The 19,885-nt window shown below is 30.0% G+C and carries 24 protein-coding genes; all 24 read right to left on the bottom strand.

What is annotated here, in order from left to right; genetic code table 11:
- Nucleotides 1-84: 84 nt before the first annotated feature.
- The gene (locus tag KQI38_RS03840; protein ID WP_216556034.1) at nt 85-1,017 is read right to left on the bottom strand and encodes a glycosylasparaginase; all 933 of its coding nucleotides are present in this window, start codon (nt 1,015-1,017) and stop codon (nt 85-87) included.
- Between the two features lie 18 nt (nt 1,018-1,035).
- Nucleotides 1,036-1,791, bottom strand: a complete 756-nt coding sequence (locus KQI38_RS03835) for a copper homeostasis protein CutC (protein ID WP_216556032.1) — start codon at nt 1,789-1,791, stop codon at nt 1,036-1,038.
- 241 nt (nt 1,792-2,032) lie between these two features.
- Nucleotides 2,033-3,496, bottom strand: coding sequence for an alanine/glycine:cation symporter family protein (locus tag KQI38_RS03830; protein ID WP_216556029.1), 1,464 nt, complete (start codon nt 3,494-3,496; stop codon nt 2,033-2,035).
- A gap of 184 nt (nt 3,497-3,680) precedes the next feature.
- Complete coding sequence (locus KQI38_RS03825) at nt 3,681-4,517, bottom strand: response regulator (RefSeq protein WP_216556025.1); 837 nt, start codon at nt 4,515-4,517, stop codon at nt 3,681-3,683.
- On the bottom strand, nt 4,514-5,791 hold the full coding sequence (locus KQI38_RS03820; RefSeq protein WP_246565569.1) for an ATP-binding protein: 1,278 nt from the start codon (nt 5,789-5,791) through the stop codon (nt 4,514-4,516). Before KQI38_RS03820 ends, KQI38_RS03825 begins: the two co-directional genes overlap by 4 nt.
- A gap of 117 nt (nt 5,792-5,908) precedes the next feature.
- Nucleotides 5,909-6,847, bottom strand: coding sequence for a dipeptidase (locus KQI38_RS03815; protein ID WP_216556022.1), 939 nt, complete (start codon nt 6,845-6,847; stop codon nt 5,909-5,911).
- A 128-nt stretch (nt 6,848-6,975) separates the two neighbouring features.
- Nucleotides 6,976-7,788, bottom strand: coding sequence for an N-formylglutamate amidohydrolase (locus tag KQI38_RS03810; protein WP_216556019.1), 813 nt, complete (start codon nt 7,786-7,788; stop codon nt 6,976-6,978).
- Between the two features lie 134 nt (nt 7,789-7,922).
- Complete coding sequence (locus KQI38_RS03805) at nt 7,923-8,486, bottom strand: YdcF family protein (protein ID WP_216556016.1); 564 nt, start codon at nt 8,484-8,486, stop codon at nt 7,923-7,925.
- A 164-nt stretch (nt 8,487-8,650) separates the two neighbouring features.
- Entirely contained in the window at nt 8,651-9,328 is a 678-nt protein-coding gene (locus tag KQI38_RS03800) for a DUF1905 domain-containing protein (RefSeq protein ID WP_216556013.1), read from the bottom strand.
- A 69-nt stretch (nt 9,329-9,397) separates the two neighbouring features.
- On the bottom strand, nt 9,398-10,390 hold the full coding sequence (locus KQI38_RS03795; protein WP_216556010.1) for a MerR family transcriptional regulator: 993 nt from the start codon (nt 10,388-10,390) through the stop codon (nt 9,398-9,400).
- A gap of 117 nt (nt 10,391-10,507) precedes the next feature.
- Nucleotides 10,508-11,395 carry a GNAT family N-acetyltransferase gene (locus tag KQI38_RS22565; RefSeq protein ID WP_216556008.1) on the bottom strand — a complete coding sequence of 296 codons (888 nt, stop codon included), beginning with the start codon at nt 11,393-11,395 and terminating at the stop codon, nt 10,508-10,510.
- Between the two features lie 114 nt (nt 11,396-11,509).
- Nucleotides 11,510-12,028, bottom strand: coding sequence for a CHAP domain-containing protein (locus tag KQI38_RS03785; protein ID WP_216556005.1), 519 nt, complete (start codon nt 12,026-12,028; stop codon nt 11,510-11,512).
- A gap of 47 nt (nt 12,029-12,075) precedes the next feature.
- Nucleotides 12,076-12,945 (bottom strand): alpha/beta fold hydrolase, encoded by an 870-nt coding sequence (locus KQI38_RS03780; RefSeq protein ID WP_216556003.1) that lies wholly within the window; start codon nt 12,943-12,945, stop codon nt 12,076-12,078.
- Between the two features lie 142 nt (nt 12,946-13,087).
- Nucleotides 13,088-13,336, bottom strand: coding sequence for a TIGR04076 family protein (locus KQI38_RS03775; protein ID WP_216556002.1), 249 nt, complete (start codon nt 13,334-13,336; stop codon nt 13,088-13,090).
- Between the two features lie 273 nt (nt 13,337-13,609).
- Nucleotides 13,610-14,293, bottom strand: coding sequence for an aspartate/glutamate racemase family protein (locus KQI38_RS03770; RefSeq protein WP_216556000.1), 684 nt, complete (start codon nt 14,291-14,293; stop codon nt 13,610-13,612).
- 202 nt (nt 14,294-14,495) lie between these two features.
- Nucleotides 14,496-15,080: a DUF4269 domain-containing protein gene (locus KQI38_RS03765; protein ID WP_216555997.1), complete on the bottom strand. Its 585-nt coding sequence runs from the start codon at nt 15,078-15,080 to the stop codon at nt 14,496-14,498.
- A gap of 107 nt (nt 15,081-15,187) precedes the next feature.
- Nucleotides 15,188-15,679 (bottom strand): GNAT family N-acetyltransferase, encoded by a 492-nt coding sequence (locus KQI38_RS03760; protein WP_246565566.1) that lies wholly within the window; start codon nt 15,677-15,679, stop codon nt 15,188-15,190.
- Nucleotide 15,680: 1 nt separating this feature from the next.
- The gene (locus KQI38_RS03755; RefSeq protein WP_216555994.1) at nt 15,681-16,247 is read right to left on the bottom strand and encodes a histidine phosphatase family protein; all 567 of its coding nucleotides are present in this window, start codon (nt 16,245-16,247) and stop codon (nt 15,681-15,683) included.
- 37 nt (nt 16,248-16,284) lie between these two features.
- On the bottom strand, nt 16,285-16,755 hold the full coding sequence (locus KQI38_RS03750; protein WP_216555991.1) for a GNAT family N-acetyltransferase: 471 nt from the start codon (nt 16,753-16,755) through the stop codon (nt 16,285-16,287).
- Nucleotides 16,756-16,884: 129 nt separating this feature from the next.
- Nucleotides 16,885-17,619: a Type 1 glutamine amidotransferase-like domain-containing protein gene (locus KQI38_RS03745; protein WP_216555988.1), complete on the bottom strand. Its 735-nt coding sequence runs from the start codon at nt 17,617-17,619 to the stop codon at nt 16,885-16,887.
- Between the two features lie 116 nt (nt 17,620-17,735).
- Nucleotides 17,736-17,924 (bottom strand): hypothetical protein, encoded by a 189-nt coding sequence (locus KQI38_RS03740; protein ID WP_216555985.1) that lies wholly within the window; start codon nt 17,922-17,924, stop codon nt 17,736-17,738.
- Nucleotides 17,925-18,031: 107 nt separating this feature from the next.
- Nucleotides 18,032-18,262, bottom strand: a complete 231-nt coding sequence (locus KQI38_RS03735; protein WP_216555982.1) for a hypothetical protein — start codon at nt 18,260-18,262, stop codon at nt 18,032-18,034.
- Complete coding sequence (locus KQI38_RS03730; protein WP_216555979.1) at nt 18,241-18,930, bottom strand: class I SAM-dependent methyltransferase; 690 nt, start codon at nt 18,928-18,930, stop codon at nt 18,241-18,243. Before KQI38_RS03730 ends, KQI38_RS03735 begins: the two co-directional genes overlap by 22 nt.
- A 277-nt stretch (nt 18,931-19,207) precedes the next feature.
- Nucleotides 19,208-19,813 (bottom strand): signal peptidase I, encoded by a 606-nt coding sequence (lepB, locus tag KQI38_RS03725; protein ID WP_216555976.1) that lies wholly within the window; start codon nt 19,811-19,813, stop codon nt 19,208-19,210.
- Nucleotides 19,814-19,885 lie beyond the last annotated feature (72 nt).

Genomic DNA, 19,885 nt, shown 5'->3' with positions numbered 1-19,885 from the left:
ATATACTAATTTAGGAAAATAATCTCGATTTTTTTTGCCCTAATTTATCGATTAGAATTTCAAATAGAGATTCTCTTTATTATCCTACTCCGTATGAGTGTCAATCCATTCTTGAGTTGCTTTTACGTAGGTTGTTTTTCCATCTGAAAATGAAGCAATATATACTGTAGGTTCTTCCGCTTCGGTAGCCACTACAAAGGAAAATTTATTTATATTTGTTGCAACACCCCATTCTCCCTTATTATTCATACATACTACGGAAATATCTTTTGCCTCTCCTCTTTTAGAAATTAACTTTTGGTTTAATTTATTTACAGCTTTTTCCGCAGCCTCCTGCGGATGAAGTCCCTCTTCCATAAGACGCACTATCTCATATGATATGCAGCCTTTCATTATATCTTCACCTACTCCAGTGGCACTAGCAGCCCCTATTTCGCTATCTGCATAAAAACCTGAACCTGATAATGGTGAATCTCCAATCCTCCCAGATCTTTTCATAAAAAGACCACTGGTAGATGTGGCAACAGCCATCTTTCCATTTCTGTCTAGCCCAACTATTCCAACAGTATCATGTCCATCATATGCCTTAAGTTTATCTAACTTAATCTCACTTTTCTTTTTTTTCCATTCCTCCTTAGAATAATCTGTAAGCATATTCGTTCTCTGAAATCCCATTGTATGTGCGTATCTTTCAGCACCTTGTCCTACTAAAAATATATTATATCTTTCATCCATAAGTTTTCTTGCAATCGAAATTGGATTTTTAAAATCCTTAATACTTCCTACAGCTCCAATAGAAAATGTATCTCCATCCATAAAAGCTGCATCAAGTTCAATCTCACAGTCTCGATTTGGTAATCCACCATAACCTACAGATCTATATTCTGGACAATCTTCTACCATTTTTACCGCAACTTCAATAGCATCTAATGATGATTTCCCATCTTTTAATAATTTTTCTGCTTCCATTATTCCTTCTAAGGCCATTCTCCAAGTACCTATTACTCCCCAACTCATTATATACACCTCTCTATATCATTTTATATTATTTAATATCTTAGTTATATTTCTCACAGATTCCTCACAAGTAAAATAATTATCATATTCAGAGACTATCAAACTTCCGCCCATATCTACTCTATCATTTCTATACTCCATGATACTTTCTATTCTTTTTTTTGCAGACAAATGAATTTCTTCTGTCCCCGTATTGTCGATTATGAGCCTTACATTCTCCTCATTGACCCCTGATCCCGGCATAATAATTATTTTATCTTCTGCTCTTGTGACTAATTCTCTTATTAGATCTATACCTTGCATAGCCTTGCTTTCTTTCCCAGATGTTAATATTCTTTCTACACCAAGGTCAATAAGTATATCTAAAGATTTAAAAGGATCTTTAGTCATATCAAAGGCTCTATGAAATGTAACAGTAAGAGGCCTAGATAATTCTATTAGTTCTTTCATTATATTTATGTCTATCTCTCCATTAGGCCTGAGTACTCCTATTACTATACCATTCACACCATATTTCTTAACAATCTCTATATCTCTCTTCATTACCTCAATCTCTAAGGGAGAATAACAGAAATCACCACTTCTTGGACGAATCATCACATTTATATCAATGGTTAGATATTTCCTAGCTAGTTCAATCATCCCTGCACTAGGAGTAGTTCCTCCTCCAATTAAATTGTCACAAAGTTCTATCCTACTAGCTCCTCCATTTTGTGCTGCTAAAGCAGATTGAATGGAATCTACACATATCTCAATATTTATTTTTTTCTTCAACAAATCACCTCCAAATCTATAGCTTAAACTCTATGTAACTTTATCTTAAATTTAGCCCTCTATTTGCTACTATACTAAAACTAATTATATCAAATCAATAAGCTAATTCCTATATCATCCTAATAGTAAGCCTAAACAAATAAATACAAAAAGGTGGATAGCTCTTGCTATCCACCTTTTTGATTTGGGATATTAAACCTGTGTAAGTATCCTTCTGGATATCCCTGTGTCATAATATTTATTATTTTAAAATCGTAGTACTCAATCCTTTTCTTAATACTGATTTCTTCTTATCCTTCTTTTCTTCAAGATTTTGGTATTCATATTCCCAATGGATGTTTCCGCTTAGTACCTTTGAATCATAGTCATCAAGAATAAATTTGACTTCCTTAGATAATAGAACTAAGGCTATTATATTCGGAACAGCCATTATACCCATAGACATATCTGCTAATTCCCATACAAATGTAGGATCTATTAAAGTACCTATTACTAAAGCTGTAAGTACTATACCTTTAAATGCATTTATTATTATAGAATTAGTTCTTAATATATTTTTTACATTTGATTCAGCAAAGAAATACCATCCTACTATTGTAGTAAGGGAGAAGAATGATAGACATATTGATAAAAACATTCCTCCAAATGTACCAAATCCTGCTGCAAAACCATTTTGAGTCATTATTGTTGCACCTTCAGCCATTTGTGCTGATGGAATACTTCCATTATAGGCACCTGAGGCAAGATTTACCATTACTGTTGATAAACAAATCAAGAATGTTGATATAAATACACCTATCATAGCAGTAAATCCTTGTTCTGCTGGATGCTTAGCATCAGCTACTGCATGTGAATGTGGTGTTGAACCCATTCCTGCCTCATTTGAAAAAAGTCCTCTAGCTAAACCAAATCTTATAGTTTGTTGTACTGTAATACCAAGTACACCTCCACCTATTGCTCCTGGTGAAAATGCTCCTATAAAAATACTCTTTACTGCTGGAACAAAATTTTCAAGATTCATAAATATAATTACTAAACTTCCAAGAATGTAAGCACCAGCCATAATTGGAACTACAGTTTCTGCAAAGGACGCTATTCTTCCCATTCCACCCATTAATATAAGTGCAACTATAATTGCAAGTCCAATGGTAACTGCAATTACGGGCACACCAAATGCACTACTAACTGATCCAGCTACTGAATTTGATTGTACCATTATACCAACTACACCTAATGCAATAATACAAGTTATTGAAAAAAATGTTGCTAAACCTTTAGATTTTAAACCATTTTTTATATAATATGCAGGTCCTCCTACTAATTCTCCATCCTTGGTTTCTCTGTATTTTTGTGCTAAAACAGATTCACTAAAAATTGTAGCCATTCCAAAGAATGCAGATATTAACATCCAAAAGGCTGCTCCTGGACCACCTGCTGCTATTGCTGTTGCTACTCCGACTATATTGCCTGTACCAACTTGAGCCGCTACAGCTGTTGATAAAGCCTGAAAAGGCGTCATTTTACCTTCTTCCACTTCTTCCTTGTTAATTATTCCTTGAACCATCTTCTTTAGTGCAGGGAATAATCTTGTAAACTGTGGAAATCTAAGTCTTATTGTCATAAAAACACCCACACCTATAAGTCCAAATATCAATACATAGTCCCACAGAATAGTATTTACAAAACCTACTAATTCTTTAAACATTTTAATAATCAGCCTCCTATATTGATTTTATTAAGTATATATTAGGCTAATTATAACCTGCGACCTTCAAATACCTATGGAAAGTTTCAAACGGAAACAAGAATTTTTTCAAAGAAATATATGTAAATAAAAAATGCAAATAAAAAAAATTAGATAAAATTACTAATCTTATCTAACTTTTTTATTAAATCTTACTATAATAAACTATTCCATCTATAAATTTTTTTATGTTTACTTTCCCTCTCTTTTTGCCCTTTCCTCTAATGAAATCCATCTCTATTTTTAGCTGTTCAAAATTATATAATCCATTAGAGTATTCTGTAAATATTTCATTCATATAATCTTCTATTCCTATATTTGCAAGATTAATCATCCCAATGGTTGCAGTTCTTCTAATTCTCTGCTCCATAGTTTTAGGATTATCAGTGAAATGACCACAAATCTCTTTGACTGTAAAATTAGCCATAGTCTGATTTGTGTCAATTAAGTACTTAACTACATCAAGAATATCTTGACTCCCTGATTCCCCAATGATACCAATTCTCTGCATCACTCTTTTTACTCCTAGCATATTATTGGCTGCATTATCATCCCTTTTAGTATTTTCAGGCTCACCTGAAAATAAACTTTGTATTTGGGCTAGCTTCTTATTCATATTAATTTTTTCTTTAACCTTATTAATTACGGTTTGCACTTCGATAGCATCAATAGGCTTTGAGATATAGTATTCTACTCCGCTTTGATATGCTTTAGAAATCATATCCTTGGAAGATACTTGTGAAATCATAATGTACTGAATGTCAGGATGTATAGTTTTTGCTTCCCTTACTAAACTAATACCATCTTTGCCTGGCATCAGCAAGTCAACTAATACAATATCTGGCTTCGATAATTCTATTTCTTCTAAGGCAGTTACCCCATTATCTGCTCTTCCTATTACATCTCCTAATCCTTTATCTATTATTATCTTTTCTAGGATTCTAATAATATTAAAGTCATCTTCAACTATATATATTTTCATTTTAAATTTTCCTCCAATGTTCTTCTTGGAATGTATATATGAAAGCTAGTTCCATTTCCTATTTTGGAGCTAACATTTATTTTTCCCTCCAATTGTTCCTCTACTATATATTGAACTAGGCTCAGTCCAAGCCCTCTATTTACTTCACCTGTATTATAATTTATCTTAGTTGAAAAACCAGGTGAGAAAATATGCTTTAATCCTTCCTCATCTATTCCAGTTCCATTATCAGATACTATAAAATGGTGCTGTTCTTGGTCTATTTCATGACTTACAATAATCTTAGCTTCTTTTTGAGAGTCAGGTATTGCATCCATACTATTCATAATGAGATTTCTAAGCATGGACATAAGATAGTAATGTTTAGAAGTATAAAAGTTTTCTCCTATATTAAGTACAAGATTTATATCCTTATCTAGTCTCCTTATTTCTCTCTTCATAGTCTCAGAAAGTATACTAATAATATCTTTAAAATCCATACCCCTATCTTTAAGCTCATTTTCCGTAATTTCCTTCATACCACGGATTACCAATCCATTCTCTTTCTTTATCTCATGCACATCTCTAGCAATAGTTAGAGCTCTATTTGCCCAGCTTTCGTTATCTTCATTAAGATTTATCTTCTCAAATAATTCATATGATTCAGACATAACCTTCTCTATATGGTCCATATTCTTTTCAATCCAGTACATCTCTGTTCTTAGCTGAGATGTCAACCACAATAGTTTTTTATATCTATTTTCATGTTCTTCCTTCATAAGAAACATTCTATAGTATTTAAGTGCATTTAATACCAGCCATACTATAGCAGAACGAACTATACTTACAAGAAACAACGTGGTACCAACCTTCCATGGAGAAGGAGATGTATCTATTGTCACTCTTACAAATATTTCTATAAGGTTAGCACCAAAGTCACTGATAATCATAACAAAAAATATAAAATTTATATTATTTTTATTTCCATAACCTATTAGTAGAGAATAGATAATAGAATAAAAAGCATAAAACAATATTTCTAACTGATATGAAATTATTACATCATTAACAGGACCTTTTGATACGTAATAAACTATCAATCTTAAAATATATACCATTACACCTGATAATATGCCAGTTGGAACTGGTCTTAACTCATGATAGTAAAAAAGAAATACTACAAACAATATTATCCCTGCTGAGACTCTAAAATCACTATTTATTAGACCAATATTAACCTGCGATGCTAATGCAACTATTAAAGAAACAAAAATCATCTTTTTATAATCCTTCAAACTAAGTCACCTCACCTATTAGTATATATTTAACATTATTTCATGTCCATACTTCTATACTAATATCTTCAACTTGGTTTTCAAATATACTATTTCAAAATACACTATCTTCTAGAGCTATAATACATCTTTAATTACCCTTAGTGCATTTTTATAAAATATCTTATCTATCTCATCTTCTGAGAATTTATTATCCTTCAATGCAAATATAAGCTTCTCTATCTCACCTATATTGTTTATTTCACAATTTGGGTGAGAACCATCATAATCAGAACCTAATGCTATTACATCTATTCCTCCTATATTTCTAATATGCTTAATATGTCTTATTATATCCTCTATTCTCGCATTCTCACTTTCACCTAGAAAATCTCTTTCAAAACATATACCCATTGTCCCTCCACTTTCTGATAGAAGTTTTATCATATCATCTGTCAGATTTCTAGAATGTTCCTTTATAGTCCTTGAATTTGAATGAGATGCTATAAAAGGTTTTGAACTTAATCTTGCTACATCATAAAACCCTTTATCGGAGAGATGGGAAACATCTATAAGCATGCCTAATTTATTCATCTCATATACTACTTCTTCACCGAAACTAGTTAATCCTCTATCTCTATAGTTCTTTTTTATATTAGGGTATCCTATTTCATTGGCTGTATTCCATGTAAGAGTTATTGCTCTTACTCCTATTCTATAGAAATTTCTCAAATTATGTATTTTCCCTTTAATCGTGCCACCTTCTTCTATAGCAAGAACAGCCGAAATCTTTCCTTCATTATCATTTTTTATTATATCTCTATAATTAGTTGCTAGACAAATATTGTCTGAGTTTTTTTCAATTTCTATATAGAATTTATCGATCATCTCAAGACAAGTTTCCAAAGGATCATCTGATTTTTTTAAATCTATCCACATGGCAAAGAATTGAGCTAATGAATTTCCCTTTTTTAGTTTCTTGATATCTATACTTAGGTGATTTTCACATAATCCTAGGTTTTCTTTATCATCCATCAATCTTAAAATTGTATCACAGTGCATATCAATTGGTCTCATTCTTTTCACCTCTTTAAATAATTTAATCCTTTATTATATATAATAAATCTAGTATATCTTTGTTTGAGAATAGTTTCCACTTAATTACTTTTTTTATAATTGATAAAAATTAGTAATTGATACTTAATCTATTTTTCAACTATCTTTACGATATTTTTCAAAACCCGCTGTAAACGTTCTTTAGTTTTATTAAATAACATATCATCCTTATGATATACTTCTTCTTCTCCAAAGTACCTATCTTCTATATAAGTGGTATATCGTATCTCAATTTGCATAGCTTCAACATTCTCTATTGAACTATAATGTGATACTATATATCCTCCTTTAAGGCCCTTTTCGTCGACCTTCACAGTGAAACCTTCATCAACAAAAGCTTTATAAACACTATGAAAAAATTCATATGAGCATGTACTTCCACCACATGTCCCTAGCACAACATCAGCTGTGGATTGTGCATAAAAACTATGTAAATCAAGCAAATAGACTTTATTCCATTCTTTCAAGCTATTATTTATTTCATTTAATAAACAAGTATGATATGGTTCATAAAATTCTTTTATCCTATTCTCAACTACTATATTTGGTAAAGAGTTTTTATAAATATTTTTACTAAATGTGGTTTTATGATAAATTAAAGATTCTGTATAATCTCCTTCTATATGTTTTTTATTAATATTTCTATTAACATCAACTACATATCTGCTATAATTAGCTGATATTTTTGTAATATTTAGCTTATATAGAAAATCATAAAGATCATTTAAAAACCAATCATTATTTGTAAGTAATACATTTTGTATCATGCTATTTTTCATTTCAGATGTAATACAAGATGATCCATGGGGAATGCTCGCAATTACAGGAGATAATATTTTGGGTCTTTCTATATTTACTGCTTCTATATTACCCCTCCTCTCTATTGTAGTATTGTTAACCATATCATATAATTCGGTTCTTAGACTTATATTCTTTAGATTTTCTCAATAAATACAATTTTTTTATTATATTATACTATACTTCACAATCCTATAAAGCATATTGGTAATCTTCATCTTTTAATATTAATTGATTATCATTCTTCTTGAAATTTTTTAATGTACTGCCTAAAATATTTACCTATCTTTACCACTTCACCCATAACTATGTCTATCTTTTCTTCATCTAAAAACCAATTATCTTTTGTGATTTCTCTTTTGTCTGGAACAGATGCGACGAAAAATTCTATATCCTTTGGGAATACTAATTGATATGTTAGAAGGGCACGTCTTGAATGATATTCTTTACAAACTAAAATAACACTTTTCACTGACAAATTATTCTCTTTTATTACTTTCCATGAAAGTTCTGCATTGTCAAAAGTATGTTTTGCTTGATCTTCCTTTAATATTTTTTCTTCTGGTATGCCTAATCTTATCCCTATTGATCTCAAAAATTCCCATTCTGAATTATACTCTGGTATTTTAAGATTGAAACCTCCACTTGGGAGTATATATGAAGCTAACCCATGATTATATAATTCTGCTGCTTTCTCCATCAATTGTGGATGACTTCCCCCTGGTACTAAGATTATATCTGACTTCTGTATTTCTGTTTTAACAAAAACTAATTCACTTATACAATCAAATGGGTATCTCATTTTATAACCTCCATTTACTTTTAACGATTTTCCCATATATCTATTTTTCCTCTATAGTTAAGTCTTCTGTACAATGCTCAACCATATATATTACTTCTAATATGTCATATAATAGTTAATCCATAGATTATTCAGTGAAGAAACAAATGTACTTCACTAAATTTTTAATCTTTATATATCTCCAAATATGATGTTATTTTACCATCTGGATGACACTCTTCAAGAACTCCAAATTCTGGATCATAAAACTTACCTTTGAAATGCAAAACCCAATGATTATAATTTGGCATATGGACAGTTAAAATACATACTTCTGAATAGTTTGGATTTTTCTTAGAAATTCTCTTGTTAGTACCAGAATGTTTTATTTTATAATAATCTAAAGCTTCGATTAATTGTCCAATACTTGTTGATCCTTTAGTATTCATAGCCTTCATTACTTCTTCCACATCCACTCCTGCAAGCATGGATATACATGCTTGTCCACAGGCTCTGGTATTAGGTTGTCCAACATAATTTACTGATTCAATCCTTCTATATTCACTTGATTCATTGACTTTCGATTTATTGTTTTCATTATTATCAACTAGTTCCATATTTATATTCAAAGTATCTCCTACACTTATTCTTGATTTTTCAATTATCTTTTTACTTATAGGTAGTAAATAAACACCATTTCCCCTTGGAATAAGAGCGCATTCATACAGCACTTTATTTATACTTCCCTTAACTCTTATTGCACCTTTTTTATTAAATAAATTCCATACATTGAAAGGTAATTCAATAAAAACTCTACTAGTTTTCTCATAATCTGGCATTGTTATATTAAATGAATGTTTCATCTTTATCCTCCTAAAATTTATTTTCAAATATACAACAGTATAACGAGGGAGTAAATACCCCCCCATATCTTATTCTTGCTCTTTCAATTTTATTGGAAACAATAAATCAAGCTGATGTTCATCACTTTCAGGCCAATTAAGGTTACAATGGTAAAGGTAATTAAGATGCTCCTCAAGCAATCCTCCCATACATTCTCCACCATCATCAGCATAATTTGCTTCATATTTAGGATTGTTAATAGTAACCCAATTTAATAGCCACTCCCACTCATGAAAATTTCCTAGAATTATCATATGTGCTGCATATAGTCCACCATTGAAATGCTTTTTCTCAAGAGGGGCCGGTACTTCCATATCTTCAGGAATCGTGATCCATACCTCATATCCATAATCTGGTCTATCCTTTGACGGGTTAGGATGATTAAATCCAAATACACGAGCATCCGGTTTAATTTCATAGAGATTACTTGCTTTCACAAACTCCTCTAGCTGCTTTCCTGCATTTTCCTCAGGATTTTCACCAATATAATGACTTGCGGCTACTGTAAATGGTGGTAAGTGAACAATCCTAACACTCTTAAGTGTTGACAAACTTTCTGCTGCCTTGTTTAAATCTTCCATTGACTTTTCCTCCTTAAAACTAACTTTTTGTAAGGATAAGGAATCAATTGCATCAAGTATATAATCATCACTTAATATGCCAAGTTTCAATTTAAGTTTTGTTTTCTTCTGCAAAGTCTCAATAAGACGGTTTAGAATCACTTTGATTGTTGATAATGCCGCTATTTCATCTTCTAAATTAGTTATATTTTGTTTAAATACCTCAATAGCTTGGACAACATCTTCGTTATTTAATATGTCTCCAATTTGTTTTAGTGGAATACGCAGCTTTCTCAAAATGACAATTTGCTGCAAACGTAAAATTGCCCCCTCATCATAGCTACGATATGAATATCCTTCTTTTTTAGAACTGACTAAAAGTCCTATTTCTTCATAATATCGAAGTGTTCTTGTGGAAATCTTAAAGGCATTTGAAACTTGAGTAATTGTTTTTAATTCCATAATAAATTCCTCCTTACTTAATAAATAAGTATAAGGTACGCCACGACGTCAAAGTCAATATGGTTTTATAAAAATATAAAGGATTAAATAACTCATACTATATTTCAGCTGAAATTATTACAATTCCTTTTTCATAATACATAGTCCCTTTATTCCCTTAGCCCTTTTATAACCCCTTTTTCCATACAATGATTCAGGCTGCCAATTATGTTCATGTGGAAATGATAATACTTCTATTGATTTGTACTTTCTCTTCTCTACTTCTTTTTCAAGATGTTCTATTAATCTTGAAGCTATACCATATCCACTCATTTCTTGGCGAACAGAGAGGCAAGTAATCATAATACCATCGGTGCTTTTACTCGATGTCGGAAATCCTAACATTCTTGATATATCTAATGGAAATGCCTCAATAAATCCCACTGGTTCATCATTATAATATTCAATATATCCAACTAAACTGTCCTTTTTTAGATTTTCCTTTAAAAAAGTTGTCTTTAATTCCTCATATTTATTCCAATTCTCTGGAATATATGCTTCCTCATCTAGATATGGATTGTATTTTGTACAGATAATACAACTATCCCTAAGGAGTTTTTCATGGTATTGTTTAATATGAAATTTATTTATATCGTATTTAAGTTTCTTCTTCATAGTAGATTTATAATCCAATTTATAATCTTCCTCTTTAAAGGATATCCCGTATTCTTCTAATTCATCTGATATAGATTTCTTTGAAGGAGGAAAACCTTTTATTTCATTTCCTTGAATAAATAATTTTCCAAAAAGAAGTGGAGAAGACTCTTTGCCTCTAATACTTTCTATTATTTCGTCTTCATTGGGAAACCAAGAATATACGGATTCAAATTTACACTCAAAAACATTAAATGATTCAAAATGAATATGTTCTTTATACTTTCTAAATAAGCTGCTAAGACGGTCTAATGAAGCAAATGATTCTGGACAAATTGGAACATAGAAATATCTTGCTATAATCTTTTTCACTATAAATCCCCCATACCATAACAATTTTATGTAGTTATTCTTCCTATTCTCATATATCCAGTATATATCTTAATTTAATAAAGTCACCTTTTTCAGATAATTTTCTGGTTTTGATTATTTTATAAAGTTATAATCATCAGGTATTCTGATATATCCTCTTATATTTTTATTTTTATTTCTTTTTACAGCTCCAGATACATTATTGATATTTCCTTCAGCAACAACTATGTAGCCGTCATAATTTTCCAGAACTATGCCAATATGATCATGGGGTTCATTTAAAAAGACATTATTAAATATTACAATATCTCCTTTACTTGGAATAAAACTATTATTTTCAGCTGGATAGTAAAATTGATTTTCAGGCAAACTGGCCCATGATTCCCATGCTGAACAACCTGCAAAATTACATCTTACATTTTCGTTAGGAAATTTTACCGGAATACTAAAACCTGCTTTGATGCAACAGTAATAAACAAATGCAGCACACCATTTTCCATCCCAGTTCTCTAATGACCATTTAGGAAATAAATTAATTATTGGCTCAATGTTGGACTCAAGCCCCATAACATTTCCATGAAAACATTTCTGTGCTTCCAATTTAGCAATTTCAGCTAACTTGTCTCTTTTCATAAAGCCCTCCTGTAAATGACAATATTTATTTTTTCTGCCTTACTCTTTTAAATTAATGATTTTAAACAATCAATCACCACATCTGGTCTATCTATATATATTAAATGATCACTATTCGAAGCAATTATCAATTTTCCTTGATTGGATAGTAATACTAGCTCTTCCTGCAACTCACGCCACTTATTCTCATGCTTAACTGCTTCTTCCTCAGGAATCTTATATTTCATCCAATTTGTAACAGATAATATCTCATCACGAACAATTACTCTTAGAGGAACATCTGGAAATACAGGTATACTCTTTATATCTTCTCCATCATGTATCCAGTTTGAAAATTCATCAGATACTGTCTTATAAAGATTTGGACTTCCAAAAAATTCTATAACATCTTGTAATTCTTCACTTGTTACATACTTCTCATATTTAGAAGTCATATCTGTATTTTGACTAATAATCTCTTCTCTGGATTTCAAAGATAATTCATTAACTAAAGAAACCATCTTATCTATTGATGTCTGAGAATTTATTGTTGGTGTATCAAGACTTTCCAATTGTTCTAAATTATATGAAGTTGAGTCCAGTAACACTACAGCCTTAATTTCATCAGGATACATTTTTACATATTGCTGTACGCATAATCCACCAAAGGAATGTCCCATCAAAATATACTTTTCTTTAATTCCAATTTCTTTAAGCATTGTATTTAATTCATATGCTATATTTCTTGTTGTTCTAGAGGATTTTGGAAGACTGCTATTACCATATCCTTGTCTATGATAAATAATGACTGTAAAATAGTCCTTTATCTCTTCAATAAGCGGATACCAATCATAAAACGAATTTCCTATTCCTACATCTATAACAAGTATTGTATTTCCATTGCCAATAATTTTATATTCATAGTTTATATTATCCACTTTTATCTCTCCTATCAATGGTAAGTATTCCTCTCAAAATTTTAAATATATTTCATCTGCTAAAGCTATCCTAATACATATATTAAATTACAGATTTTATATTTATACTAAATATCTTCCTCAATAGCTTTTATGATAATCATTAAGCTTCAACAACTTCTCCATATATTAAAACTCTACCGTTATCTGGACATCTCATTTGAAATTTCTTTTCTCTTATATTTCCATAATCTAAATCACCATTATTTAATAATGTATAGACATTGGGATATATGCTCTGCCACAATTCGTGGCAAATTGGAGGACAGATATCTCCAACTATATAAGTGTCACCTATCTTATGGTAATTTCCTCGACACTTACTTTCTAAAATAGTTAATTTAACTTTCATAATGCTTCACACCTTTCTTATACTTAAAATGTCTTAAAAAGACATGTATTAAACATTAACGATTTTACAATTCTTGTGCATCTGCATCATCATAATCAAAGTTATTTCCAATTCCTTTCCCTTGCATATTGATTAGTTTACAAACCTTTAAAGAGGTACTATTTTAGCTACATGTTTTATATTTTCAGCTGATAAACAAACTATCAGCATTATTCTTCCTAAATTAAGCTTCTTTGTATTTTATATCTATTAATATTAGATATTGATGATCTTTTACTTTAGATACTCTTTTATTAACGATTCCGCTAGGGCATGGGATGAATCTATAAAATTAACCTCATCTTTAAATTTATTTTTTAAAACACTTAAATCCGTACATGCTATAATAATATCCTCTACATCTTCTCTAATAGCATCTTTAATTAATTCATCCCAATACAAATCAACTTCTGATATTTCTTTTTTCTCTTTTATCATTTGAATTATAATGTTTATTTTTTTCTGCCAATCATTTTTGAATATAAATTGATTGCCCGAATTTAATATTCCTTTTTGATATAGTTCTGAATTAAAAGTTAGTTCCGTAGCAAATATAGTTATTTTTCTATTTGAACCTACTCTTGTCATGGTTTCCTCAACAATATTTAATAGTGGAATACTGATTCTTTCCTTTAGCTCGTCAAAATATATATGGGCAGAATTACACGGCATAGCAATACAACTAACACCTGTTGATTCAAGATGTTGTATGCCTTTAATTATTGTTTCTTTCATTATCTTATGGTCGATTGGCCGATCTAGGTAAAATGGTGTAGGAAGAGAGTAAATTATGATAGATGGATAATCTATATCATATTTTGCACCATATTGAATTTGGCATTGATCTAGTACTAATTCAAGAAAAGGTGATGTGGATCTCGGTCCCATTCCAGCTAGTATTCCTATTGACTTTTTCATTCAATATATCCTCCATTCTTCTATAAAATATGCAACATAATAATATGATTTATAACAAATTCACTTCTATCACTATCTCCTAATAACTACTGCTTACATTACAATATAAAAAAATATTATTCTTTTCTCAACGATTTCTTGATTCTCCTGGAACTATATCATTCAAGCTTTTCGCCTTCCTTTTTGTAATATCTTTTGAGAATTAGACACTTATGACCTTCTGCTGACCTCTTACAAATCTAAACAATTCTTCTTCTGATAATAATGATAATTTTAATATTTCTTCAAATGGATCACCCTTTAATCCAAGATATTTTGCAAAGGCTGGTTCTGTCTTCATTCCAGATCTTTTTAATTTTTTTATTTCTTCTTTTAGTTTTTCTCTACCTAAATCAAGTATCTTTTTTTCTATTATCATGTGACGATAGCCATTTTGATTGAAAACAGGTTTTGGCTGTCCAAAAACTTCTATGCAAAAATCATCATACTTAAAACTAGAAAATGATGTCTCTAATCCTCCGATAAACTGTCTCTCAATATGAAAGATATCACATTTTTTATAAAATTGTATTATTGTTTTTTCAAAGACATCATGATTATAGACTTCACAGATAATATCTAAATCACTATTAGATATATCAATATCTATAGGGATTGTTCCGACTAAAACTGGATTATAATTATTTAATATCTCAAATAGATTTAATTTTTTCAGTAATTTATAAGCTGACTTCTGCCTACCATTTCCTTCTTCTAAATAATTGATGTTTCTAAATTGATTTTCCAACTTATATCACCTACTTATAAAACTTAATTTAATATCCTATTGTTTGTGATGTCTTGATGCACATTGTATTAGAATCACCGTCAAATATGCTATGCCCCTTGAGTAAGTTATAATAAATCCATACTCAATCTAATCATATCTCTACACATAATACCATTTTCCACAATTTCTTCCTCATAATGTCTTGTGAAAAAATCCTTATCCACACCTATTATACGAAATCCACATTTCTGATATAATGCAAGTTGTTGCAAACTTGAATTTCCTGTTCCAATTTCTAATGTCTTCGCCCCTTCTTTCCTAGCCATAGATATTGCATGTAAAACTAACCTTTTTCCAATTCCTTTACCTTGCATATTTTCTTTTACCGCAACATTCACAAGTTCCATAGTATTTGGTCTAGTCTTTATTAATACATAAATTCCAACTATTTCATCTGTTTTATATACAAAGCAAATCCCTCTATGCAAATAATCTTCTACATCATCTCTCGAAGGATCAGCTAATAATAATAGTTCAAAGGGTATAATATCTGTATCATCTAATCTGCAAATACCATATTTTAATTCTTCTATTTTCATTTGTCTCATTTCTCCCATATTAAATCTTTATATTTATAATACTTTCTATATTTCCATCTTTAAACTGTAACTTAAATATATCTGGCATCTTCATTGATTTCCAAAAATCATAGTCATATCTTTTATTAAAAAAATTTAAAATGACACCTAAGATTGTCCCATGTGTTCCAATTACAATATCTTCCTCATTATATCTTTCTAAAATACTCTTCAGAGCATCGATTCCTCTAGCTTGTACTTCATTTAAATTTTCTCCTGTTTCTAAGCAATAGTTAAAATTATTCCATTGTTGTCTTGTAAAAGAAATGAAATCTTCAATGGGATAGTTCGCAATTTTTCTTTCTCTAAAATCATATATTATTTCTATAGTTATTCCTCTATCTTCTGCTATACCTCTTATAGTATTTATTGCTCTTAAATAGGGACTTGATATTACCCTCGATACATCATATTCTTTAAATAATTCTGTTAACTTTAAAGCATCATTATTTCCCTTTTCTGACAATGGTCTACTATATTCATCTGGAATATAATCAACCTCTGCATGCCTAACTAGATAAATATTTGTATACATCTCTATTTTCACTCTTTCCTCACAATATTATGGGTAAAGCATAAGTAATTCATTCTATATTCATATGTTTAATATAATCGAAGAGTATTAACTTCTCGGTGATTGTATGTTCACTAATCTTTTCATATCCAAACTTTTCATAAAAATAATGATTCCTATAATTCATATAAGGTGTACTTAAAGTCCATTCTAAAGCTTCTGAGAATTCATTTTCAATAAACTTCATTAATTTAGCCCCTATTCCCTTGTTTTGATAATTAGAACTTAAATATAATCTATTCAAATAGAATTGAGTATCTGATAACTTTCTAACTTCAATTCCTCCTATTATTATGTCATCTAGAAAAACAGTATAGTGAAAAGAATTATTAATTTTTCGTATTAGTTTTTCTATTGGCTCGGTTGCAGGACTTGTATCATAGTCTTCATATTTTTCTAGATCTTCTTTGAAAGCTTCCTTTTGTATATCTAATAAGACTTCTGCTTCATTAATCTTAGTTCTTTGAATTTTTATTTCCATAACCCCACCTCTATAACTATAGAATATTTTCTAAATTAAATCACCATATTATAAATAGTCTAAAATTTTATATAAAAGCATGTCTCAATAATAATGCATATTATAATGTCCTGATGGATCAGATTTTAATTAAAGTTCGAACAGTTTATTCGTATCAATTAAATCATAATTATCTAGTATCTGCTTATATACGATTCCATTTAACTTATATAATTTATAAGCATTTGATTTCTCATCACTTTTTAATATCTTGAATTTATCATCCTTTATTATTAGTGCACAGTTGTTTTCAATAGCTATTCCTATTCCTTTAAATGTTTCCATCATCTCATCAAATCCTTCTCCACCTTTCTCGTTATAATGAGGACAGTGAATAGCATCAATGAAACTAAGTCCATTAATACGTTGATAGTCCCACCAACCATCTTTATTACGAGATAAGTCACTATCACCATGTCCATATCTAAACCAACACATAGAGCCTGCACTTAAGCCAGAAAGTATAATACCTGCTTCATATGCTTCTTTTAGATATTCGTCAACTTTCTTGCTATGCCATACTTCCATCATCTTTACAGTATCTCCACCACCTACGTATATAATATCTGCAGAAAGGATCTTGCTTCTTATTTCTATGTCTGAAAGATTTCCATTTATTAAGTATAATACATCTATCTTACATCCTAATCTCTTTCCATATATATCATCAAATATATCGATATATCCTTGCGGTTCATTACTTGCAGTAGGTATAAAGAGTGCTTTAGGATTTACTTTACCAGCTAAATTAACAATATACTCATCAATTTCCAACGTCTCCAATTTGCTTATTTCTCCTCCACCAATTGCAACAATCATTCCCATTTTATTTCCTTCTCCTTTCTATATATTTCTATATACATAATTCAATTGCTATTCCCTAAAGCATTAATAATGTATCTTTACTTTTTCATTAACATTAGTATCCTTCTATAATTAACCTATATCTCGTCCACTTTACCAAGAAATCTTCTTAATATCATCTTAGCCGCAACCCATGCCGTTAAAAAGCCTATGGCAACATAAATGTAATTAAAATTAATTCTAAAATATATTAAAATTCTAAATACAAAGGATAAAGTTATTAAGAATACTATTGCTTCAAGAATATCAAAAAACATTCTCTTCAAATCAAATTCACCTCTCAGTTTATATAAGTCTTGTGACATATATTCTATAGATATGTCACAAATGATTTTCCAGAGACATTATCCATCTTTTCAATTTCATTATTATCTTAATTCCTCTTATTACTTAAAAAAACACTTATCTCTTTACATACTTTTTCAATCAATATGTTGATATCATCGATAGAATCCAATATTATTTCATTCTTTAAAGATTCTGTCTCTAAATCTTTATAATGTATTTTTAACTTGTGGAAATCTGTTATCAGATTGTTAGGCTGCGGATCTAATTTTCTCTTATTAAATCTTTCCGCTATAGTTATTTTTTTGTAGCCTTCCATATAAATCTCCATTGTTTATGACATAAGCGACCATCAATTATGTTTTCTTTAATTTTTTCATTTAGCATTTCCTTGCTTTCTGGTAATGTATAATCAGGATTTCCTGGAAAGGCTGTTAAAAATTTTGCAAATTCTTTATCATTAGGAAAAACTAATATTGCATCCTCAAATACTTTAATCTCAATATTAATAAAGCCATTATTTGATAATCTTTTTGAAACTATATCAATAATATTAGGATATTCAGGACAAATACCATAGATTATTCCCCCTGAGCGAAGAACTCGGCTATGATGAGTGATTGAGGTTGGCCCTCTCCTACAATAAATTAAGTCAAATTGCTCATCTTCAAATGGTAGTTCTTCCTTTGTCGTAGCATATACAAAGTTTACATTGTTTATTTTGTAATATTCTTTTAATGAATTAGCAATCTTTAATAACTCCACTGAACCATCAAATCCAATAATCTCGTGAGCATATTTTGCCATTTTAATAGTAAATTCTCCATGTCCACACCCGGCATCTAAAGTTGTTTTAGAATTTTGTAATATTTGAATTAGTTCTTTTTCAAAAACATCTTCACCAGAGATTCCTTCTACAGTAAATATTGCATCACTTTTATATCCACCATTTCTTTTAGCTATCATATCATACCATTCTATACTCATCTAACCACTCCTTTTTAATTTAAATTTCATTGGTTCATTATAATTTACTAATACGTTTAATCCTTAAAATTCTCCATAAGATGTCGCAGTCTCTATGTCTCATTTCTGATAACCTTCTCATGCTTGCGATACTTTGGAACTGAACCCAAAACAAATACTAATTGGTATTGGTGGTACTTCGTACTCAGTTAGAAGGTGTGATATGCAATGATGCTAGAAATATTCTTTAGCAACTCTTAAACTAAATAGGGTGTTATCTGATGTAATGATTTTCCACCTATTTTATATCTCCTAATCTATTAATTGGCCAAAATCTAAATACTGCTTTGCCTTCAATACTCTTATAATCTACAAGCCCAAATGTTCTACTATCATTACTATTTTCTCTATTATCTCCCATTACAAATAATTTCCCTTCAGGTACAATAACAGGATACTCTATTATCCTTTTAATTGTATTACCTTTAACATATGTCTCTTTTAGCAGTTTATCATTTACGTAGACTTTCTCATCTTGAATATCAATTTTATCTCCTGGAGCCCCTATTACTCTTTTAATAAACCTATTTCTACGAGGTTCTCTATTGAACTTCATTTTCATATCTTCTAATACATTTATAATTCTATCATTAAAATCTTCATTTATTTCCCCTTGAAGAAATACAACAATATCACCAGATTTAGGCTCTGAAAAATGATAAGAGACCTTATCTACATATAATTTTTCTCCCTCAAATAAAGTATTTTCCATAGACCATTGTTTCACTTCAGTTAATGCATATACCTCACTATTGAGAAACAACACAATTACAAAGGCTATAGATAAATGCAAAATCCATTCTAATCCCTCCCGCATAATGCTATTTCCTTTTATTTTTTTCATAATTATTTCAACTCCTTAAAATATTATTTAACAACACTATATTTGATTAAAACTAAAAAATCCATGTTTTCT

Origin of the sequence: Tissierella carlieri (genome assembly GCF_018917285.1) — a bacterium.
Classification (GTDB): domain Bacteria; phylum Bacillota; class Clostridia; order Tissierellales; family Tissierellaceae; genus Tissierella; species Tissierella carlieri.
The sequence above is the reverse complement of the archived record's forward strand: the minus strand, read 5'-3'. Positions and strand labels throughout refer to the sequence as shown.